1 protein-coding gene is annotated in these 2,042 nt (G+C 59.0%); it reads right to left on the reverse strand.

Features of this window, described 5'->3' with window-relative positions; all coding sequences use genetic code 11:
* Nucleotides 1-136: 136 nt before the first annotated feature.
* Nucleotides 137-2,042 (reverse strand): Ig-like domain-containing protein (locus tag F6X37_RS35575; RefSeq protein WP_187614647.1); only part of this gene is annotated, 1,906 nt, incomplete at its 5' end.

The following is a 2,042-nucleotide window of genomic DNA, read 5'->3' on the forward strand; positions in this document are numbered from 1 at the left end:
AGGGTTTGATTGAAAGTCATGGTCAGTTCGTCAAAAACGGTCCCCCGGGCAACGCGATGCTGCTCAGGGAGCCTGATTAAATGGTTGGTGATTCCGGGTCCGCGACGCAGGTCATGCGTCGCGGACCGTCCGGAGGTCAGTGGTTGTTCAGCACTGTCTCGACACCATGCTGTACCAGCAGTTCGGCGTTCAGACCCGAGTGGTAGAAGACGTCATACGCGATGCCACCCACAGTCGTGTTGCCAGACTGTTGCGTCCAGTCGCCGATGTCCTCTCCGTCCGGCAGCAGATCGGACAGGTCGACCTTGTCGCCCGCATCGCCCTTGACCATCACTTGCGTGCGGCCGTCAGTAATGAACAGGTCCTTGCCACCCTGCTCGAGCACATCGCCCAGCGACAGCTTGAGCGTGTTGTTGCCCGTGCCGGTGATGTCGAACACCTCGACCGACGACAACTTCTCCCCAACGTTCGCCAGATCCAGAACCAGACCTGAACCCATCAGTGTCAATGTGTCCACGCCACTTTCAGTGTGAATATCACCATCCACACCAGCGGAAGGCTCGATGCCCTGAAGCTCGGAAACCGTATCCGGGTTTCCATTCGAGGTTCCAGCTATGGACTGATCGTCGCTACTATCCAGTGCCGGGTCTGAACTGTTCAGATGCTGCACGTCCACGCCACTGGCGGGAACATCACCATCTGCATCAGAGGCACACTCGATGCCCTGAAGCTGGGAAGCTATGTCCAGAGTCCCAAGGTCATCGGACATGTCGGTTGTGGGTTGATATCCAACGGTGTGGACAGAGAAGTTCGATACCACAATATGCATATCCCCATTTTCGACCTCGAAAGACAGATACGCCAGGGTCCAGCCTTCCGGAAGGGTGTATTCGTGCTCAATGTGATTTTCGCCGATCTGCAGAGTGAAGAAATCTAGAGTCTGGTATCGGCCGAATTGATCCAATGCCATGACTTGCAGAGTCCGCGAGTGCCCCACATTTGTGATATCGACGGAGAATCCAGTGACACCAACCATACGAACACCAGAGTTGCCACACCACAGGTTAAGACGATTAGGCGCCGCCCCCGCAAGGCCAATCACAGACACGCTACCATCAGGGTTGACGACCGTCTGATATTCACCAATGTTGTTGATACTAAAGACCAAGATTCCGTCCTCCGCGAAATCGACCTCATAGTCTGTTCCGGGCTCAACATCGGCATCGGCATCGGCATCGGCATCGGCGTCCGCATCCGCATCCGCATCCGCATCCGCATCCGCATCCGCATCCGCATCCGCATCCGCATCCGCATCAGCGTCCGCATCGGCATCGGCATCGGCATCCGCGTCAGCATCCGCATCCGCATCCGCATCCGCATCCGCATCCGCATCCGCATCCGCATCCGCATCCGCATCCGCATCCGCGTCAGCATCGTCTGGTTCCATCGTACCGAGCCTCACATGGGTAGTCGGGCTCGGCGATGAGACGTGGCCCGCTGCGTCCGTCACCGTATAGGAGATGTCGAACGCCGTGTCCTGCCCGATCAGATCGTCTGCCGGGATCTTCACCTTGATCCCGGTGAGTGCGTCGAACGCCCCCACCACGTGCTCGTAGCTCTTGCCGTTCCAGTCAATCGTGATCACGTCACCCGCGACCATGCCCGTATAGGCAGGGATCAACACCCACGTGCCATCGCTGGCCTCTGCCGCGTCGATTACACCGTCTGCCATCTCCGGTACTTCAGGTGCCTTCAGTACCAGTGCTGGCGCTGTCGTATCGATGATCACCACGTGCGGCTCCGACGGCCTGCTTTCGTTGCCCGCAGGATCGCGCTCCACCACCGTGAACTCGTGCTCGCCCTCGGCCAGCGGCGTATCAGGCGTGAAGCTCCAGTTGCCCTCCTCGTCGACCTGCGTCTCGCCAATCGGCGTGCCGTTGTCGATCACGACGATCGTGTCGCCCGGTTCACCCTTGCCCACCAGTGTCGGCGTCGTGTCGTCCGTGCTCTCGCCATTGCCCACCGGTCCCTGGATCGGACCT

It is taken from the genome of Paraburkholderia sp. 31.1, assembly GCF_014397645.1.
Lineage (GTDB): Bacteria > Pseudomonadota > Gammaproteobacteria > Burkholderiales > Burkholderiaceae > Paraburkholderia > Paraburkholderia tuberum.